General features: G+C 35.9%; 15 protein-coding genes and 1 riboswitch. Of the genes, 8 read left to right on the forward strand and 7 right to left on the reverse strand.

The window, feature by feature from the left end; all coding sequences use genetic code 11:
* Positions 1-9: 9 nt before the first annotated feature.
* Positions 10-1,440 carry an ATP-binding cassette domain-containing protein gene (locus AAA915_RS03505; RefSeq protein ID WP_338199910.1) on the reverse strand — a complete coding sequence of 477 codons (1,431 nt, stop codon included), beginning with the start codon at positions 1,438-1,440 and terminating at the stop codon, positions 10-12.
* Positions 1,409-1,500: riboswitch (TPP riboswitch) on the reverse strand. (Overlaps the previous gene by 32 nt.)
* Before the next feature lie 160 nt (positions 1,501-1,660).
* On the opposite strand from AAA915_RS03505, the gene AAA915_RS03510 reads away from it, so the two are divergent.
* Positions 1,661-2,599, forward strand: a complete 939-nt coding sequence (locus tag AAA915_RS03510; RefSeq protein WP_338199911.1) for a helix-turn-helix domain-containing protein — start codon at positions 1,661-1,663, stop codon at positions 2,597-2,599.
* Between the two features lie 29 nt (positions 2,600-2,628).
* On the opposite strand, the gene htpX is transcribed toward AAA915_RS03510, so the two are convergent.
* The 3 genes from htpX to AAA915_RS03525 form a co-directional block, all read right to left on the reverse strand.
* Positions 2,629-3,525, reverse strand: a complete 897-nt coding sequence (gene htpX, locus AAA915_RS03515) for a zinc metalloprotease HtpX (protein ID WP_338199913.1) — start codon at positions 3,523-3,525, stop codon at positions 2,629-2,631.
* Between the two features lie 16 nt (positions 3,526-3,541).
* Complete coding sequence (locus AAA915_RS03520) at positions 3,542-4,102, reverse strand: LemA family protein (protein ID WP_110445437.1); 561 nt, start codon at positions 4,100-4,102, stop codon at positions 3,542-3,544.
* Between the two features lie 107 nt (positions 4,103-4,209).
* Entirely contained in the window at positions 4,210-5,310 is a 1,101-nt protein-coding gene (locus tag AAA915_RS03525) for an SLC13 family permease (RefSeq protein ID WP_338199916.1), read from the reverse strand.
* Positions 5,311-5,498: 188 nt separating this feature from the next.
* On the opposite strand from AAA915_RS03525, the gene AAA915_RS03530 reads away from it, so the two are divergent.
* The 4 genes from AAA915_RS03530 (at position 5,499) to AAA915_RS03545 (ending at position 9,218) form a co-directional block, all read left to right on the forward strand.
* A complete protein-coding gene (locus tag AAA915_RS03530) occupies positions 5,499-5,858 on the forward strand; it encodes an iron-sulfur cluster biosynthesis family protein (RefSeq protein ID WP_294830610.1) in 360 nt (119 codons plus the stop codon).
* A 177-nt stretch (positions 5,859-6,035) separates the two neighbouring features.
* Positions 6,036-6,176 carry a hypothetical protein gene (locus AAA915_RS03535; RefSeq protein ID WP_109917899.1) on the forward strand — a complete coding sequence of 47 codons (141 nt, stop codon included), beginning with the start codon at positions 6,036-6,038 and terminating at the stop codon, positions 6,174-6,176.
* 118 nt (positions 6,177-6,294) lie between these two features.
* The gene (locus tag AAA915_RS03540) at positions 6,295-7,212 is read left to right on the forward strand and encodes an HNH endonuclease (protein ID WP_338199921.1); all 918 of its coding nucleotides are present in this window, start codon (positions 6,295-6,297) and stop codon (positions 7,210-7,212) included.
* A 47-nt stretch (positions 7,213-7,259) separates the two neighbouring features.
* A complete protein-coding gene (locus AAA915_RS03545; RefSeq protein WP_338199923.1) occupies positions 7,260-9,218 on the forward strand; it encodes a BspA family leucine-rich repeat surface protein in 1,959 nt (652 codons plus the stop codon).
* A gap of 69 nt (positions 9,219-9,287) precedes the next feature.
* On the opposite strand, the gene AAA915_RS03550 is transcribed toward AAA915_RS03545, so the two are convergent.
* Entirely contained in the window at positions 9,288-10,811 is a 1,524-nt protein-coding gene (locus tag AAA915_RS03550; RefSeq protein ID WP_338199925.1) for an SLAP domain-containing protein, read from the reverse strand.
* A 182-nt stretch (positions 10,812-10,993) separates the two neighbouring features.
* Between AAA915_RS03550 and AAA915_RS03555 the strand changes: the two genes are divergently transcribed.
* Positions 10,994-12,832: a BspA family leucine-rich repeat surface protein gene (locus AAA915_RS03555; RefSeq protein WP_338199927.1), complete on the forward strand. Its 1,839-nt coding sequence runs from the start codon at positions 10,994-10,996 to the stop codon at positions 12,830-12,832.
* A 64-nt stretch (positions 12,833-12,896) separates the two neighbouring features.
* Here the strand turns inward: AAA915_RS03555 and AAA915_RS03560 are convergent, their stop codons facing one another.
* Together AAA915_RS03560 and AAA915_RS03565 are read right to left on the reverse strand one after the other, a co-directional pair.
* On the reverse strand, positions 12,897-14,414 hold the full coding sequence (locus AAA915_RS03560; RefSeq protein ID WP_338199929.1) for an SLAP domain-containing protein: 1,518 nt from the start codon (positions 14,412-14,414) through the stop codon (positions 12,897-12,899).
* A gap of 207 nt (positions 14,415-14,621) precedes the next feature.
* Complete coding sequence (locus tag AAA915_RS03565) at positions 14,622-16,145, reverse strand: SLAP domain-containing protein (protein ID WP_338199930.1); 1,524 nt, start codon at positions 16,143-16,145, stop codon at positions 14,622-14,624.
* A gap of 207 nt (positions 16,146-16,352) precedes the next feature.
* Here AAA915_RS03565 and AAA915_RS03570 point away from each other — a divergent pair, with 207 nt between their 5' ends.
* Positions 16,353-16,997, forward strand: coding sequence for a nitroreductase family protein (locus AAA915_RS03570; protein WP_122025516.1), 645 nt, complete (start codon positions 16,353-16,355; stop codon positions 16,995-16,997).
* 13 nt (positions 16,998-17,010) lie between these two features.
* Positions 17,011-17,886, forward strand: coding sequence for an SDR family NAD(P)-dependent oxidoreductase (locus AAA915_RS03575; RefSeq protein WP_338199933.1), 876 nt, complete (start codon positions 17,011-17,013; stop codon positions 17,884-17,886).
* The last annotated feature ends 15 nt before the right edge of the window (positions 17,887-17,901 follow it).

Consider the following 17,901-nt stretch of genomic DNA (forward strand, 5'->3'; position numbering starts at 1 on the left):
GATAGTACCTCACTTATTTGTATAGGTTAAATGCTGGTCTTTAAAAATGAGGTGATAATCACACCAATCAGCTAAATTCTTTAACTCATGGCTGATAATTAAAAGCGTTTGTTTCCGTGCTTTCTGACTCTCTCTTAATAAAGACATCACTTTGACAGCGGAATCTGCATCCAGACCGCTAAGTGGCTCATCAATTAGCAGTACATCCTGATCTGAAATCAACATTAATAAGATTTGCAGTTTCTTTTGTTGCCCGCCGGATAATGAATACACGACATGATCAAGCAGTGAATCAAGCTCAAGAGAGGATAACGCGGCAGCTATTTTGTCATCAGTAAAATAAGAATTAGTCCGCTTTTTTTTGCTGAGGTTAATTTCATCTGCAACAGAGACGTTGATAAACTGGTCACTCGCAGTTTGAAATATTTGGCCTACATGAAGCAAATACTTACGAGTAGATAATTTATTAATTTCACGGTTGTGGTAGGTGATGCTGCCTGAATAAGGGATCATTTTAGTCAGAGCATTAAAAAGCGATGTTTTGCCCACACCGTTGGCTCCTGTAATCAGAGTGGTTTTACCGGAAACAATATTTAAATGTTCCTGCTTCAGAAGTAAACGATTTTGTCTAATCTGAACGTTTTGTAGGGTAAAGCACGACCGGTCATTTTCCTTTGGTAAGACAAAAGTATAGGTACTAGAATCCGTATTTTTTCGCAACAATTTTTCCTGCTCTGCTTGAGAAAGCTGTACCAGGCGTTTACCCTGAAATTGAAAAAGATTGTCGCAGATTCCTTCATAACCAGCTAGCACATGGTCACTTAAGATGATTGTTTTACCTTGATCGCGCAGATGTGCTAGTTTAGCGATTAAGAACTTGCGGGCAGTGGGATCACAGCTGGCGAAGGGTTCATCAAGTAAAAACAAGTCAACATTCATCGCTATGAGTACAGCCAATGCCACTCTTTGTTGTTCGCCACCAGATAATGTATTAATTTTTTGATCAAGTAAATAATCAATTTGGGTAAACTGAACGGCTTCATTTAACTGTTTTAGATACTGGGCCTTATTAAGGCAGAGGTTTTCCAGTGCAAAAATAATTTCTTCTCGAGGAGTTGCCATAGTAAATTGCTCACTCGCATTTTGAAACATCATAGCAGCCTTTAACCCGCCCAGAGTAACAGTGCCGCTTAATTGTCCCGCAAACTCAGGATATAACTTTGCTAATATTTTCAATAAAGTAGATTTACCACAGCCAGTTGGTCCAACTAACAATGAAAACTGCTTTGTAGGAATATTTAAATTAATGTTTGTTAAAATTTGGTTTTGTTTATCATATGAAAATGTTAGGTTATTTAATTTAATCAATTTAGTTACCAAAAAAATCGTCAGGATAATAGCCTGACGATGTAAAATCTTTCGTTTTCCCTTCGCTGGCATTATCCATAGCAGGTTCTGCGGGTTTAATCTCAGCCTTTACAGGCACCCCGATGTTAAATTTTATTATACAGAAAAGAAAATTAGTTGTCTAGATGCACTGGGTCTTTCCGTTATTCATGTAGCAATAATAAAGGTAAAATAACAAAATTATATTAGGAAGATGAAAATTTGCTATATAATAAAACTATATAATCCCTAAACTGTATAAGAGGTGAAAGTAATGGCAGCAGTTAAATTGGAACAATATTTAGCCAGTATCATAGATGCGGCTAGGTCTGATACTAATGAAGTGAAAATAAAACCAGGTAACAGCAACTTTGATTTGTTTATAGCCTTTTTAGAAAATCGTAATACGGGCATTCATCGCTACCAAACAACAGGACTGACTATTCTGTATGAGGCAAAAGGCTCAACTAAAGTGAGAATCAATAGTCAGAATTTTATGCTAAATGATGGTAATATCATCTTTCTACAGAAAAAGAGCAATTATGAAATATTAAAACCTGGTAGTAAAGATATTTTAGTTAAGCTTGAATTTGATCCTAATATAGATGTCCGGAACTTTTTCGACAATCTAACTGTAATGAACAATTTTGAAAAACAATTGCTTAAAAAAGTTAATACCACTTTTGAGCAAAAAAGATTATTAGGATTAAACGGAACGTTAATGTCAGAATCTGCCCATCTACTTAAAAAGATAATTGATGAATATCTTAATCACGACTTGTTTACCCGCAACGCTATAATGGCAGAGCTTACTTTGCTTTTCGTTTCTGCTGTCAGAAGTCAAAATTTAACTTCCGCTCCAGCAACAAGTCATCAGTTTGCAAAAACGGATCTGGAAAAATACATTGATGTCCATTTTACTGACATTACGCTTAATGATGCAGCCAAGCATTTTGGCTTTAATCCTAATTATTTTTCAAGTTTGGTTAAACAAAAAACTGGCAAAAGTTTTGTGGAACATGTTGATGAAAGGCGCATGCTGGAAGCACGAAGTTTACTTGCTCGCCCAGATATTTCCGTCAAAGAGATAATTACCCGTGTTGGTTATAGCGGCAAGTCCTTCTTTTATAAAAAGTTCAGTGAATATTATCATGAAACGCCAGTGCAAATGCGTGCAGAACTATTCAGGCAGGCAAATATTAATTTAAAATAAAAAACAACCTTTAGCAAAAGGTTGTTTTTTTACATTTTTTCTAAACGCTTAATTCTGTCCGCTGTTGGTGGATGACTGTCAAACAAATGGGTAAAACTGCGTTTTTTACGCATAGGATCTTCAATATACATTCCCGCACTGCTGGGGTCAGCTTTTTTCATTGGTGCAGAGCCGTCAATTTTTTCAAGCGCCGAAATTAGCCCTTGCGGATTGCGCGTTAACTCTACTGAAGAAGCATCAGCAAGGTATTCGCGGTTACGTGACAACGCCATTTGCGCTAAACTGGCACAGATAGGCCCCAAAATTAAGACAAAAGCTATTGCTATCACCTTAAAAATGACAACGATAGTGCCACCACTATCATGATCGCTATCGCGATCATCATCAATCCACCAAATATAGCGGCTGGCAATCCCAGAAAGATAAGAAATGACACCGACTAGCACGGCAGCAATAGTAGAAACTAAAATATCGTAGTTTCTGATATGAGAAATTTCATGACCCAAAACACCTTCCAGTTCCTCACGGTTCATCATATCGAGTAAACCTTGAGTAACTGCAACTGCTGAATGGTCCGGATCACGACCTGTCGCAAACGCATTAGGACTGGGATCATCGATAATAAATACTCGCGGCATGGGTACACGACCAACTAGTGCCATATCTTGCACAACGTGCCATAATTCAGGATTATCCTGCTCATGAACTTCTTGGGCATGATTGAGGCTCATAACCATGTTTGCTGGATTGGGCAAGACAATTAGCATGTAAATTATACTAAAAATCACGGCAATAACTAAACCTAAAATTGGTCTGTTGCTAAAAAGGTAGCCTAATCCTGCACCTACAAGTGCCAAGATAATAACAAACAATCCCATAATACCCACAGTTTTGCGCTTATTGCGGGCAATTTGTTGAAATAACATAGAACTGACCTAGTATTTAAAATTTAACTTTAGGTACTTCTTTTTCAGATTCACTAGTTTGTAAGTAGTCAACTTTCTTAAAACCATGAATGTGAGCAACAATATTGGAAGGGAAGGTTAAAAGTTTTTGATCATATAGAGCAGCAGATGAATTATAAAGCTGTCTTGAATAGGCAATTTTATTTTCAGTATTAGTCAATTCCTCTTGTAATTTCAAGAAGTTTTGATTGGCTTTAAGGTCAGGATAATTTTCTGATAATGCAAAGATAGACTTAAGCGCATCAGAAATCTGGTTGGAAACTTTTAAGGTTTGAGCATGATCATCACTGGGGATATTAGTTAACTGATTACGCAGCTGTACTACATTTTCCAGTGTTTCTTTTTCATGTTTGGCATATCCTTTGGTGGTTTCGACTAAATTAGGAATCAAGTCATTACGCCGTTTTAATTGGACGTCAATTTGGCTCCAGGACTCATCGGTGTAAACCTTGGCTTTTTGTAAGCCATTGTATACCGCAATATAGATTGCAATTAATAAAATAATAATAATTACAATTATCCAAGTTAAACTGTTCATAGTCTTCCTCCTTATATATCTCTTAATTATAACTGATTAAGAGACTTTTGAATATAAAAAAGAAGCTTATACTACCTTTCATTAGCAAAGCTTTACTAAATTGATTATTAAATTAATAAAAGCCCCCAGCCTACAACTGTCAAGACCAGCAAACCTATGAACTGCATTACAGTCCATTTTTTAAAAAATTCTCCCCTTGAGACTGTCGCATTTTGGGTAAAAGTTTTGAGCACAAGCATATTTGCCATTGAACCAATCGGTGAACCAAAGCCACCTATATTGGAACCTAAAAACAATGCTTTAGCGTAAGGGGTAAATTTACCAACTAATATGGTTGCAGGAACATTACTAATAATTTGACTTGAGATGATTGACGTGAAGTAAGTTGAAGTTTCTGAATTAATCATGGTATGGATAATGCTGACAATCATCGGAATTTGTTGAATATCACTAATGAAAATAAAGAAGCATGTGAAAGTTAATAGCAGAGCAAAATCAACCTTAAGCAAGATTCTGGGGTTTATTAATAATGCTAGGATAATTGCAACAATCATCGGAATTACAACATTGATAACCTTGAACACGCCCAAAAAGAATAATGCGAACACTGCTGTAGTAATGATTGTTGGTCTTAAGCTGATATTAATCTGTTTAACATCCTGCCGCGGAATTTTTTTGCGGGGAATAAAGTAAAAAATAATCAGCGTAATAACCAGTGCCATTATTAAATAAGGCAAAGACCATGAAAAAAATTGGACAGCGTTAACAGAAAACTTACTAACTAAAAAGATATTATGAGGGTTACCCCAAGGAGTAAAGGCAGCCCCAATGTTTGCGCCCATACCGATTAAAGTAACGGGTAAAATCTGGGGCAAATCACATCTCTTAGCAATATTTAGGTATAAAGGAATCAATGTAAGCGCTGTTATGTCATTGCCCAAAAACATCCCCGCGATAATTGCCAAAGCCGTAAATAAAATATTTAATTTTTGCATATTATCAGCAATACTGGTCAGTTTGTACGCAAGCACATCAAGGACGTGTAAGTAGGCGTATATTTGAATAATGATTAGCATCGCGGCGACTGAAAAGATCGTATGTAAGTTAATGTCCTCAAACCGCGGTCTAGCAAAAAAAAGACTGACAATCGTTATTACAAAAGTAATTTGCAGGATTTTATCGCTAAAAACCTTTTTCAAGACGGTCATAAAATGTCCCCTTTCACAAGTTATAATCATCTGTAATCGCTATATACATTTTGACCTTTTTTCCCCTTATTAGCAATAATAATTTTTTAGATTGAGGGATACTTTTACTATAAACATAATTTTTGACACTATAACTTAATATATCCTATACTTGAGAAAATTGCTAAGGATTAGGAGGAAATATTAAAATGAGTAATTCTGAAACAGTTAAAATGAACGTTAAATCAGGTGCTGCTGATAAGATTAAAAAGAGTGTGAAAGATGGGCAAGTTGTTTTATTATCATTAAACGATGGTTCTAATAAATACTCTAATATTGCTGGCAGTTGTGCTGCCGGAACTCGTTTTCAATTTGTGGTCTTGGATAAGCAAGATCCAGACTTTTCAATTAAAGTTGAAAATAATGCTGGCCTTGACTTATACACAAGTCCTGCAGAAATGCAATACTTAGGTAATAACTTGGTAGTTGATGAAAAGAATGCAGCAATTAGCTTAGCTGACGACAGTGGTGTGATTGATGCTGCTATGACAGTTAGTGAAAATAATTAGTGTGATAATCTAATAATATTTAGTAAATATTATTAGATTTTAAGCGGTTCCAATAGAACCGCTTTTTAATATTAAAAATCACAGTAAAATGATCTAGTACGAGCAAATCTTGCTTCATTATAGCTTAAGTGGTAAACTATATGAGATTTTCGAAAATCTGAAAGGAAGTATAGTACTATGCGTAAAGGTGAGAATTACAACACCGGTTGTGAACCAAACCAAAGACCTAAGAACAAAAGAAATGGCAAGAAACGTGTTGCGCACGTGGCAGCAGTTGTTGCTTTCTTGAACAAGGCCAAAGCAGACGAAAATAAATAGTTTGTTTTTAAATAAGACTAAAAGGTGGATGACATTACGTCCACCTTTTTTTATTATCTTAAATTGAGTAGAATTGAGTTAAATATTAATGTCTTAATTTTAAGGAGAACATTTAAAAGTGAAGTTTCAATGCAGTGCGTGCGGTTTGCGCATAAATGCCAAACATTTTAAACAAGCAGGTTTGATTAATCCTAAGTTAACCAGTATCTGTGATCTGTGCATTCAAAGAGGAGAGAAGCCGGAGAATTTTACCAATAGCGCAGTTAAAGTTTTCGCACAATGCCTGCTGTTTACCTTTGTAGGTAAGGATGAAGACAGTGACAATACTTCTTTTTTGGTAGCTAAAAATGATGTGCGCAAGCGGTATGAAGCTTTTATTCAGGATTATGACGGCAATGAATTGGCCCAGCAGCAACTGTCAGCACATGATTTTAATCAGGCCGTAATTAACAGTGAAACGGGTCAAACTGGCTTTGTGCCCAGCAGTGAATTTACTTTTGCCGAAAATCTAAGTAAATTAGGCTTAAATGTCGATTTTAAGCTCAATGAAGTTGATTATATTGACCGTGAGCGTATTCGTGCTAAATATCATTACCGCTGTCAGTATTGCGGCAGACGCGGACGCAGCGTTGATCACAAAGATCCGGTTTCACTGTCACATAATAATGATTTTGATAATCTGATATTATCCTGCACGGAATGCAACCGTATTAAGTCCAACATGCCCTATGAATTGTTTGTCAATCTGAATAATGAAATTCCTAAAATTAATCAAAAACTGGTCAAATATGAAAATGCCCTTGCTACTTTGAAGGGTGAATTTGAGGAAAGACGCCGCGAACTAGCAGCTAAAATGCACCTGAAGGGCGTTGTTAATGATCCTGAACTGGACCAAATACGTAAGCAAAATAAAAAATTGCAGGATGCAATTGATAGCTTGGAAAGCGATTATAATGACTTGCGTTCTTTACGTGAGCAGCACTTTATGACTGGCTGGAAACTAGCGCAAGTAAATGAGAAAGATGATATTATTTAATTTTTAAAAGGCTTACAATGAAATTAAGAGGAAAAGGAGGTCAGAAAATGAAGTCAACTAAATTAAAGCAAAATATTTTAACAAAATTAGGTATCGGTATGGTTGCCGCAGTACTAGGCATGATGAGTGGAGCTAATCTGGTGCAGAATGTTTCTGCCACTTCAGTAGCACCAAAAGCGAGTGATAAAACAGCTAAAATTAAACCGGCTGAAACAAACACTGGCAATAATCAGCTAGGTTTTTGGACTGGCACTGATGGCAGCTGCACGTGGCAATATGATGTCCTTACTAATACGCTGACTGTTAGCGGCGCTAAAGGAGCACAATTGTCAAGTATACCTTTTACTAAAGAATTCAAATGGGCTGGGAGTATTGAGCATATCGTTTTTGAAAGTCCGTTTAAATTACCTGCAAATTCAAAACGAAAATTTGCTAATTTGAGATATTTGTCTGATATTAAGGGTTTAGAGAACGCTGATACCAGTGAGGTAACCGATATGTCTGGTTTATTTGCTGGTGATGCAAAACTTACTAGTTTAGATATTAGTAAGTTTGATACCGGTAAAGTTACGGATATGAGTAATATGTTCTTTAGATTAGGTATGGATAATGCTACTGCTACAGCAATAGATTTGAGTAAATTGAATACCGCAAATGTAACTACTATGAATGGTATGTTTGCGGTAGCCAATCTTAAAAAGCTGGATTTAAAAAATTTTAATACTAGCAAAGTAACCGATATGGCAAATATGTTTTCCGGTACCAAGACAGAAACAATCAATGTAGATAGCTTTGATACCAGTAAAGTACAAAATATGAGCCGAATGTTCAATAATTGTCTGGCTAAACAGCTTGACTGCTCAGGCTTTAATACCAAAAACGTAACTGATATGAGTGGCATGTTTTCTTATAATGAGAACATAAGAACTTTAAACTTGAGCAATTTTAATACTAGTAATGTCAAAAATATGAAAACTATGTTTTTTGGGGATGCAAATTTGACCAGTTTGGATTTGAGTAATTTTGATACTAGTAAAGTAACTAATATGTCAAGTATGTTTTCAAACGATGCAGCATTAAAGCAACTTAATTTAACGGGCTGGAATACTGCCAATGTTACTGATATGAACAGTATGTTTGCTGGATTAAAGAATATGGTTAGCTTGGATATTAAGCATTTTAATACCAGCAAGGTAACTGATATGTTTAGGATGTTTGAAGATGCTGAAAATTTAACTGATTTTGATATTAGTCATTTTGATACCAGCAAGGTGACTAACACCAGCTATATGTTTTCTGGTATGAAAAAAATTACCAGCTTAGATTTAAGTCATTTTAATACTAAGTCTAATACGACTTTGTTTGGCATGTTTAGTGATGATGACAACTTAAAAATGGTTAATTTGAAAGGCTGGAATACCAAACGGGTCAGGAGTATGAGTCGCATGTTTAAAAATGACCCGCAGCTTGTCAATATTAACTTAAGTCATCTTAAAACTAATAGTCTCACCGAAGCATATGAGATGTTTAAAAATGATCGGAGTCTCAAAACTGTTGATTTACATAATTGGAACACCCGTAAATTAACTGAAGTAAGTGAGATGTTTGCTCAATGTCCTAATCTTACTAAAGTTAATTTACACGGCTGGCACATGCCTAAACTGATTGATGCGACTGATATGTTTATGCAGGACAAGAAATTAGCAGGGGTTGATCTGACTAATTTTAATATTCATAACAGCGGGATTTTAAATCAGGCAGGCAATCCTAAAGGGTTTGCTGTGAAGCTAGGCCACTACCGTTTGCGTAAGAGTTCAGGTGTAGGTCAAGGATTTAAGCACATTCAAGCTGTAGGCAAAGGAACAATTAGAAAACCGAAAGGCAAAAAATATACTGCTAAGCAATTATTTAAGCTGTATAATCACTCTGCCAAAAAGAGCCCTAGAGAAACCTATGTCATGTATAACGGTAAAAAACCACAATTACCAAAATCATTTCATTTTTGATTTTTAGTAAAATAAAAGGATTAGCTCATTTCAGAACTAATCCTTTTTTGTTTGTCTTTCTAGTAAGCTTTAGGCGAATTCAGGGAAGTTTAAAGTTTTTATCTGTTTTTTAGTGGTTTTTAACAGCCAGATTGCCTGATCTACTTGTGCCAGCGTCGCTTTGCTCGACCGTAAGACAACAGCAGCATTAGCTAAAGCATAGTCATAGCTCTGCATAAGTGCATCATAATGGACACTCTCGTTAATAGTTTGCTGTCCAGAATCAAAGTCTTTCTGGAGCTTCACTTTATCGCTGTTGGTTGCTACTTTTTGTTTCTGCTCAGCTGCTAAAGAAGTGTTTACAGGAGAAAGTTTTATGCCCCTGTTAAATTTCACATCACTTGCTTTGACGAAACTGTTAGCTGCTATTATTTTTTCACTAGTGGTGAGAACGATCGGACCATATTTTTTGTCAGTCGCCCGGGCCTTTAATTGTGTGCCATCATTATTGATAAGGGCTTTTCTATCTAAATTGTTACTCAGAAGATGGTAATACAACTTAGCTTTGTTTGTAGCCCCATTCCAAATATAGAACAAGCCGTCAACATTAAAGTTAGACTGCTTTGCAGTGTTAAAACTAATCCCAACAGGTTTTCCTGTGGCATCATAGAGTTTAACGTTTGCAGTAGTCTTTGCAGTAACAAAACTATAGGTTAAATCAGAGTAGTCGGTCGTTGGTAAGTAATTTCTCAGGTTGATACAGTTTTCATCTATGTATTCATTATGATGATTATGCAGGCGGAAAATATAGCCTTCAAAGTCTTCTGCCCAAGGTTCAACGGCTAAATCAACTTTTATTTTCTGCCCCTTTTTTAAAATATGTTTAGTTTTCATTTCGTTTAAAGTCTGAGTGGCTGTTTTTTTGAGGACGGTGGCCGTTGTAACCCCATTGTAAGTTAGAGGATAACCATCTAAACTTGCAACATTATAGGCTTTGACATAGCGATTTTTACCAATGGCATAATAATTTTTCCCTTTAATTTTTGTGAGTGGCAGATAGAAAATATGCTCATTGTTGTCTGAGTTAAAGTATTTAGTATAATAGTATTTCGGTTTTGCTTTAACTTGTTTAACTTTGCCTTGATATTTAACGATAGCTCGCTTAGGTAAAGTATGACCACTCTTGTTACCGGCTTTAGTATAAACAGCTGATTTTTGTAATAAAACTAATTTGCCCTTTTTACTGTTTTTACCGTTAACTTCCTTGACATCTGCAGCATTAATATAGCAACCTTTACCAATATCATAGAATTTTTGGCCCTTAATTCTTTTAGTGCCATAGTATTTCATAACATCTGCATTAAAGCTATAGATATACTTATAGCCGCTGGCATCATCTTCCGCATATGGCAGATCGTTATTCTTGTTTTTAATTTTATGACCATATTTATTATAAAGGTGGGCACCATAGATTAAAGTAATTTTACCCTTTGCGGTCTTTTTACTGCTTTTAGCAGCCACTACTGTCTGTATTTGATCGCAATTTGCTACAAGTGGAGTTGCGACCAGTGCTAAAATAGCCAGGCTAATTCCAATTCTTTTTGTCAGCTTCATAATTTTCCCTCACTATCTCTACTACTTTCTGTCAAATTTATTATAACCTAATATACTTATAGAAACATATGACTTAATGTGAAAGGATATAGGTCTGACAAAGTTTAACTTAAGTTTTAAATTATTAATTAGATTTAAGCAAAATGCTCTTATAATGAGGGTAAGAGAAAAGAGGTCTCAAGATGAAGATACCAAATTTAAGCAAGTTTAAAAAAACTGGGATAGGTATTGCAACACTGGCATTAGGTTTAGTCGTAACGGTGCAAACTAACTTAAATGTAGCTGCAGCAGCAACTCCTACTATTGTACCAATTAGTGCGACAGGTTTGCCATCTGATGCCGGTCTTTGGACTGGCACTGATGGTAGCTGCACATGGAAATACGACGTTATTAGCAGAACCCTGCGGATTAGTGGCCCGCAAAAGAGTAGTCAATTATCAAGCACACCGTTTTTAAAGCAGTTTAAATGGTCTGGCAATATTGAGCATATTGTGTTTGAAACACCGGTTCAAATGGCTCCGAATTCGGCAGAAAAGTTTGCCGGTCTGGAGCATTTGGTGGATATTACGGGCCTGGACAAGGTTGATACTAGTCAAGTGATAAATATGGCTTTGCTTTTTGCCAATGACAAGGCTCTAGCTAAAGCTGATGTTAGTCACTTTGACACCAGCCAAGTGACTAACATGGAACGAATGTTTGACAATACAGCATTAACAGAAGTAGATTTAAGCAGTTTTAATACCAGCAAAGTCACAAATATGAGTGGTATGTTTAGAAACAGCCCGATGAAACATCTTAATCTGAAAAGTTTTGACACCAGTCGAGTGACCGATATGGGAGCCATGTTTGAGGATAGTGATGTGGCAGAACTTAATCTGGCTAATTTTGATACTAGTAATGTCACTAACATGGCTGGTATGTTTGCTGGAATAAAAGTTCCTGAACTAAATCTTAAGCACTTTAATACCAGTAAAGTTAAAAGCATGTCCGATATGTTTTGTGATACTGAAAATCTACCGAGTCTTGATCTGAGTAATTTTGATACCAGTCAAGTGACTAATATGGCGGAAATGTTTTCGGGCAGTACAGTTATTCACTTAAACCTGGCTAATTGGGACACCAAAAAAGTCACCAGTATGAAAAATATGTTTCAAGGGTGTTCTAACTTAACTAAACTTGACTTAAGTGGCTTTAATACTGGTAATGTTACAGATATGTCGGGGATGTTTGCAAAATTCGCTCATTTGGATCAACTAAATTTCAGTCACTTTGATACGAGTAAAGTTAAAGATATGAGAGAAATGTTCGCCCACAATCCAGCTGTTACTAGTTTGGATTTAAGTAATTTTGATACCAGCAATGTTACTTATATGATGTCACTGTTTTCTGGAGACAGCTCTTTGACCAAACTCAATTTAACGGGTTGGAACACCAAGAACGTACGCTGGATGAATTATATGTTCAGTGGCGACAGCAGTCTGAAAGACATTGACTTGAGTCACTTTAATACTACCAACGTTACTGATATGCTTAGGATGTTTAAGGGCGCGAAAAGTCTTGAGCAGCTTGACCTGCATACTTGGGATACCCGCCAAGTTACCAGGGTCAGCGAAATGTTTATGGACTGTGATAATCTTGTTTTTGTTGATCTGCGTGGCTGGCGGTTACCAAAAGTATATGATTCAACGGAAATGTTTACTAATGATCAGAAGCTCGCTGGAGTTGATTTAAGTCATTTTAATATTCATAATAGTCAGATTTTGAAAAATGCTGGCAATCCCAAAGGCTTTGTTGTCAAACTCGGGCATTACCGCTTACGTAAGAGTTCGGGAGTGGGCAAAGGCTTTAAACATATCCAAGCAGTAGGTAAAGGCACAATTAGAAAACCTAAAGGCAAAAAATATACGGAAAAACAATTACTAAAACTGTATAACCATTCTGCTAAAAAGAGTCCTAAAGAAACTTATGTCATGTATAATGGCGAAAAACCGCAGCTGCCTAAAGGGCTTAAACTTAAGTAAATAATGCAAAAAAGGCTAGTTCGTTTTAAGTACGAATTAGCCTTTTGGTTTTATATTAAAAAATTTAATCGCCCTGAGGGACAGACATAGTTGTCAGCTGCTCTTTTGCCGTTTTAACGTACCAGACAGCTTCATCTACCTGTGTGACAGTTGCCTTATCAGACCTTAATATAGCAGAAGCATTTCTTAAAGCACAATCATAATTAGACATAAGATCATCATAAGCGCTGTTTTCTTCTAGATCTTTTCCTTCATTAAAAACTGTGAGCAGTTCCTGCTTGTCAGCTCCTGTAGCAATCTTCTGCCCATTTTCAGCCTGCTCAATCGTATTCAGGGCTTTTAGCCTTAATCCACTGACGTATTTAACAGCGTTAACCTTAATAAAGTTATTGCCATAAATTAGTGCTTGCTTTTTTGACGGATAAGTTGGGTTTGAATCTGGCGCCGGGATTGGTTGGTTGGCACCAATCACACTCTCGTTGCTGTAATTTAAACAATGATAAAACAATTCCGCCTTGTTTTCCTCGGGTACCCAGAGATACATTAAGCCGTCAACTGTAAGATTACTGTATTGCGGCTTTATGATGCGTTTACCAATTGACTTGCCAGATGTGTCATAAAGTTCAACGCTGTTATTTGCTAGTGGAGTAACATAGGTGTAAACCAAGTCACTGTAATCAATAATAGGCAGATTCCTTTTCAGCTTAACATTGTCCTCATCAACATATTCATCCGGGTAATCATGTAATCTGTATATATAGCCCTCGAAGCCATCACTTTCATAAGGAATAACAGTTAAATCAAGTTTAATCTTTTGTCCTTTTTTGAGTTTCCGCTTTGCGGCAGAAAAATTTATTGTTGTAGTATAGGTTTTTTTAGTGACTGTGGCATTTACAGTGCCGTTGTAACGAGCAATGTGACCATTAATGTAACCGACATTGGCTGCCTTGATGTAGCGATTATGCCCTAAAGAATAATAATATTTGCCTTTGATTTTATGAGTAGGTATGTATCGGGGTTTGAAGTATCTATCTATATCTTTAAGATAGTAAAAATATTTGGGTGTTTTATTAGCAGTCTTAGCTTTTCCTTGATACTTGACAATTGCATTAGTTCTTAATTTCTTACCAGTTGCTTTGCCAGTCTTGGTGTAAATCAGTGAATTGTGATTTATTACTAATTTGCCTTTTTTAATATTGCGACCTTTTACTTCTAAAATTGCGACATTCTTAACGTAATAGTTATGTCCAAGGTTGTAAAATTTTTGCCCGTTAATTTTTTTAGTGCCGTAGTATGGATAACTGGTCCTGCCGTCACTATATTCATCAATTTCCATATCAGTAATCACGTAGCCCTTGGAATCAGCGGCAAAGCCGTTAGGAACGGTATAACCGTGATCAATATTCAATTTTATTTTATGGCCTGCTGGAGTATAAACATAATCGTTTTTAAGCAGCGTAACTTCTCCTTTGGCCTTCTGAGCAGCTTCTACTGTTTGGGAGTTAGCGGTATATGGTAAAAATAGACTGCTGGCTAGAGTCAGTGCTGTTAAACCAATGCCAACTTTCTTGAAAAATTTCATTTTATGACCTCGCAAAAAATTACTTAAGTTAATATCATTGTACCCTAAACTGCTGCTTAAAATTGTTTTATTATATAAATTACCTAAATTTTTGCGTAGCTTTCAATATTTTTGCAAGGGTAAGCTGGTTTTCAAAATATTCAATAAATTTAAGCAATAAAAATAGAGCTAATCCACCATAAAAGTGGACTAACTCTATTTTTTAATTTAACTCCATTCGGCAAAGTTTAAAGTACTTAATTGAATTTTGGTTGTGTCAAGTAGCCAAATTGCCTGTTTTACTTGTGCAATCGTTGCTTTTGGAGATTGTAAAACAGAAGAAGCAATCATCAAAGCATTATTATAATTACTTACTGCACTTTGTTGCTCACACTTAACATTCTTGTTATTCTTATTTTCCTCAAATTTTCTTTGCAATTCTTGCTTATCCTTATCTGTTGCTACTTTCTGCTCGCTTTCAGCGTCTTTAGCAGTATTGAGAGGGGTAAGTTTAATTCCACCGGCAAAAGTAACATCACTAGCTTTGACAAAGCTGTTAGTATAGCGAATCTTATCTTCTGTCGATTCAATTAGTTTATTGTTTTTGTCAAGCTCTGGTTTTTTAAGGTCAGTACCGTCGTTATTAACAAAATAGCTTCTATCTATTCTGTAGGTTAAAAAGTGATAAAACAGTTCTGCTTTCTTCTCACTAGGTACCCATAAGTAATAAAGACCATCAACGGTCAAGGGGCTTTGCTTACGGTTCCTGTAACTGATACCTGTTGGAGTACCGTCAAAATTATAGAATTTAGTATTTGTTGTTGTATTAGGCCTTACATAGGTGAATGTAAGTTCATCGTAACTTGATGTTGGCAAATAGTTTCTCAATTTAATGTAACTTTGACCAACATATTCGTTAGGATAATCGTGCAGACGATAGATATAGCCTTCAAAGTCTTCTGCCCAAGGCTCAACCGCTAAATCAACTTTAATTTTTTGCCCCTTTTTTAGAACGTGTTTAGTGGAATCATTGGTTAATGTTTGAGTTGTCGTCTTTTTGAGAACAGTAGCATAGGTAACGCCATTATACATAAGAGGATAGCCATCTATACTGTCAACGTTATTTGCTCTAATATAACGATTTTTCCCTATTGCATAACAGTCTTTACCATTAACTGTTTCTGTCGGCAAGTAATAAAAGGTTGCCTTTTGCTCAGAAACGTTAAATTTTGCAAAGTAATATTTTTGCTTGGATTGGGTTTGCTTAACCTGGCCCTGATAGTTAACGACTGATTTAACTGGTAGAGTCTTGCCTTTTAGTTTACCTGTTTTAGTATAGATCGCAGATCTGTGATTCAAAACCAGCTTACCGGTCTTAGAGCTTTTACCGTTAACGTTATTAACATCACCGTCATTAATATATTCTCCTTGACCAATTTTATAGTATTTTTGCCCATTAATCATTATTGTGCCGTAATAATCTAAGGAGTCAACATCAAAAGAAGAAACATAGCAGAAACCATTAACATCTGGTTCAATTACAGAATAATTCCCGTTTTTTCTTGCTTTAAGTCTTTGACCATATTGATTATATACGGGTGCGTCATTGACTAAAGTAATTCTGTTTTTAGCTAGTTTTTGTGTTTTTGGCGCAGCTTGCACTGTTTGAATATGATTTAGACTTGGCATCAGCGGACCAATTGTCAACACTGTTGCGGCTAAGCCAATACCAATTTTCTTGAAAAATTTCATATCTTCACCTCATAATATACAATTTCTTTACTTATATCATTGTACCGCAAATTATTAATTAGCTACTTATTCTTAAAGTAAACAAAAGAAAACTATGATTACTGATAAGTTGTTACTTAACACCGGTAAATGAAATAGAGACACCGAAAAAAAGATAAAGCTTTATAATAATTTGTGTAAGCGATAACAAAAAGGGAGGATATTTTTATGTCAATAGTAAATAATAATTTTACGGAAGTTGTAAATGGCCGTCATTCAGTCCGGAGGTTCGACTCGACTGTCAAAATTAGTCGTGATGAAATTAAAGAAATGCTTGATGAAACAATCAAGGCGCCGTCTGCTTGCAACTTGCAATCATGGAAATTTGTAGTGGTGGATACAGATGAGGGCAGAAAAAAATTACATCAATATTTCATGCCTTTTAATTTTCCCCAGATAGATGACTCTGCTGCTATAGTTTTATTCTTCGGTAATACTTTGGCTTATAAAAAATATAGTCAATTATGGCATAAAATGTATGAGCAAAAGAAAGTAACAAAGGATGCAATGGATGCTGCACTTAACACTTTCATGCCACTTTATCAAAATGCACCAGATTCAATGCTCATTGCAGACGCAACTGTAGATACTAGTTTAGCTGCTATGCAATTTATGTTAGTTGCTAAAGCACACGGATATGATACCAATGCCATGGCTGGCTATGATGCTAAAAAAGCTGCTGAAATTATGGGTCTTGATTCTAAGCAATACATCCCTATTATGGCCATTGCTGTTGGTAAACATGATCCTAAAGCTGATCCAGAAATAACAACTACTAGATATCCATTATCTGATTTACTTGATTTTGCCTAAGAGGATAAATTTTATGGAAAAATTTAAAGATAAAGTTGCTTTTATAACAGGGGCTGCTCATGGTTTTGGGATGAAATTTGCTGTAGAAGCATCTGCAAGAGGGATGAAATTAGCCTTACTTGACCAAGATGAAAAAGCTCTAACCACTGTTTGTGAGCGGCTGATTCAAAATGGTAGTAGTGTAAAGAAAATCGTTGCAGACGTTACTGAAGAACAGGAAGTTTATGACTCTGTAGACAAGGTAATGACAGAATATGGCCAAATTGATCTTCTGATAAATGATGCTGGAATTGCTACTGGTGGTCCAATTTGGGAAGTGCCAATAAGAGATTGGGAATGGATTTTACACGCAGATTTGCTAAGTCAAGTTTATATGCTTAAAAAGGTATTACCTATTATGATGAAGCAAGAAAATGGTGGCGATGTACTTAATGTTGCTTCCGTAGCAGGTCTGATGTCTACAGCTGGTTCACCAATGTACATTTCTACCAAATTTGCTGTAGTTGGCATGACCGAAACAGTAGCGTACGATTTACAAGCATATAAGCAAGACAAAATTCATATGCATATTTTTGCTCCTGCTTTTGTTCATACTAATCTTGATCATACTGAGGACTATAGACCAAAGAAATATACGGATACTTCAGATCCATATTATCAGAGTGATACTTTTAAGGAAGTTCTAGCACGAAATGCTCAAGAAATTGATACTGGAATGCCACTTGATGACATAGGTAAGATAGTATTTAAAGCCTTGGAAAACAATAAATTTTATATTCTCACGCACCCTGGATTAAATCCACTAATCACAGGTAGGGCAGAAGATGCTGTTAATGGCAAAGCGCCTGATCTTAAAAAAGCTATGAGTTTCATGAAAAATGCGCATTAAAAAGGGGCGGACAAA

The sequence above is a fragment of the Lactobacillus rizhaonensis genome (genome assembly GCF_036246345.1).
Taxonomy (GTDB): domain Bacteria; phylum Bacillota; class Bacilli; order Lactobacillales; family Lactobacillaceae; genus Lactobacillus; species Lactobacillus rizhaonensis.

What these genes read in the sequence shown, in the direction of transcription:
- AAA915_RS03565 (WP_338199930.1), bottom strand. Translation starts at nt 16,145, where the DNA reads ATGAAATTTTTCAAGAAAATTGGTATTGGCTTAGCCGCAACAGTGTTG.
- AAA915_RS03525 (WP_338199916.1), bottom strand. Translation starts at nt 5,310, where the DNA reads ATGACCGTCTTGAAAAAGGTTTTTAGCGATAAAATCCTGCAAATTACT.
- AAA915_RS03530 (WP_294830610.1), top strand. Translation starts at nt 5,499, where the DNA reads ATGAGTAATTCTGAAACAGTTAAAATGAACGTTAAATCAGGTGCTGCT.
- AAA915_RS03560 (WP_338199929.1), bottom strand. Translation starts at nt 14,414, where the DNA reads ATGAAATTTTTCAAGAAAGTTGGCATTGGTTTAACAGCACTGACTCTA.
- AAA915_RS03520 (WP_110445437.1), bottom strand. Translation starts at nt 4,102, where the DNA reads ATGAACAGTTTAACTTGGATAATTGTAATTATTATTATTTTATTAATT.
- htpX (WP_338199913.1), bottom strand. Translation starts at nt 3,525, where the DNA reads ATGTTATTTCAACAAATTGCCCGCAATAAGCGCAAAACTGTGGGTATT.
- AAA915_RS03550 (WP_338199925.1), bottom strand. Translation starts at nt 10,811, where the DNA reads ATGAAGCTGACAAAAAGAATTGGAATTAGCCTGGCTATTTTAGCACTG.
- AAA915_RS03570 (WP_122025516.1), top strand. Translation starts at nt 16,353, where the DNA reads ATGTCAATAGTAAATAATAATTTTACGGAAGTTGTAAATGGCCGTCAT.
- AAA915_RS03505 (WP_338199910.1), bottom strand. Translation starts at nt 1,440, where the DNA reads ATGCCAGCGAAGGGAAAACGAAAGATTTTACATCGTCAGGCTATTATC.
- AAA915_RS03545 (WP_338199923.1), top strand. Translation starts at nt 7,260, where the DNA reads ATGAAGTCAACTAAATTAAAGCAAAATATTTTAACAAAATTAGGTATC.
- AAA915_RS03510 (WP_338199911.1), top strand. Translation starts at nt 1,661, where the DNA reads ATGGCAGCAGTTAAATTGGAACAATATTTAGCCAGTATCATAGATGCG.
- AAA915_RS03575 (WP_338199933.1), top strand. Translation starts at nt 17,011, where the DNA reads ATGGAAAAATTTAAAGATAAAGTTGCTTTTATAACAGGGGCTGCTCAT.
- AAA915_RS03555 (WP_338199927.1), top strand. Translation starts at nt 10,994, where the DNA reads ATGAAGATACCAAATTTAAGCAAGTTTAAAAAAACTGGGATAGGTATT.
- AAA915_RS03535 (WP_109917899.1), top strand. Translation starts at nt 6,036, where the DNA reads ATGCGTAAAGGTGAGAATTACAACACCGGTTGTGAACCAAACCAAAGA.